At 67.7% G+C, this 988-nt stretch carries 1 protein-coding gene; it reads left to right on the top strand.

The window, feature by feature from the left end; all coding sequences use genetic code 11:
- Positions 1–47: 47 nt before the first annotated feature.
- Positions 48–988, top strand: a 941-nt coding sequence (locus ACT84W_RS01710) for a Gfo/Idh/MocA family protein (RefSeq protein ID WP_444327992.1), incomplete at its 3' end; no start/stop codon positions are given.

Genomic DNA, 988 nt, shown 5'->3' with positions numbered 1-988 from the left:
GTATATACTTGCAGCAGCAGCTCTTGTATAAACGTGAGGAGAAGCCCATGACCGTGCCCGATTCCGCCGCACCCGCGCCAATCTCCGCCGCCCCGCTCGACGCCGAGGCCGCCGCGAAGGCGGCGTTCGCCTCCGCGCAGGGGAAGGCCTTCCCGTCGGACATCTTCACGGCGCCCGAGCTCCGCTGGGCCGTCATCGGCTGCGGTGTGATCGCCAACCAGATGGCAGACTCCCTCGCACTCGCCGGCCGCTCGCTCGCGGGCGTGCAGAACCGCACGTTTGCGAAGGCCGAGGCCTTCGCCTCCGCCCACGGCGTGCCCCGCGTCTACCAGACGCTCGAGGAGCTCTGCGCCGACCCGGACATCGACGCCGTCTACGTCACGACGCCGCACAACACCCACATCCGCTACCTGCGCGCCTGCCTGGCCGCCGGCAAGCACGTGCTGTGCGAGAAGTCCATCACTCTGAACTCGGCCGAGCTCGACGAGGCCCGCACGCTCGCCGATGCCAACCACGTCGTCCTCATGGACGCCACGACCATCCTGCACATGCCCCTCTATCAGCAGCTCGTTGCCCGCATGAAGGCGGGCAACTTCGGGCGCATGAATCTCGCGCAGGTGAGCTTCGGCAGCTATAAACCCTACGACGTGCGCACACGCTTCTACAACCGCGACCTCGCGGGCGGCGCCATGCTCGACATCGGCGTCTACGCGCTTTCCATCATGCGGCTCTTCATGGATTCCGCCCCGACCGAGGTCGCGAGCCTCGGCAACACCTGCGAGACGGGCGTCGACGTCGCCGGCGGCCTCGTGTGCCGCAACGGCTCCGGTCAGCTTGGCGTCATCAGCCTGACCATGCACTCCAAGCAGCCGAAACGCGCCGTGATCAGCTTCGACAAGTGCTACATCGAGGTCGACCAGTACCCGCGCGCCGACCGCGCGCGCATCGTCTGGACCGAGGACGGCCGCGTGGAGGAGGTCCACGCCGG

This window comes from Paratractidigestivibacter sp. (genome assembly GCF_052362415.1).
GTDB lineage: Bacteria > Actinomycetota > Coriobacteriia > Coriobacteriales > Atopobiaceae > Paratractidigestivibacter.
The sequence above is the reverse complement of the archived record's forward strand: the minus strand, read 5'-3'. Positions and strand labels throughout refer to the sequence as shown.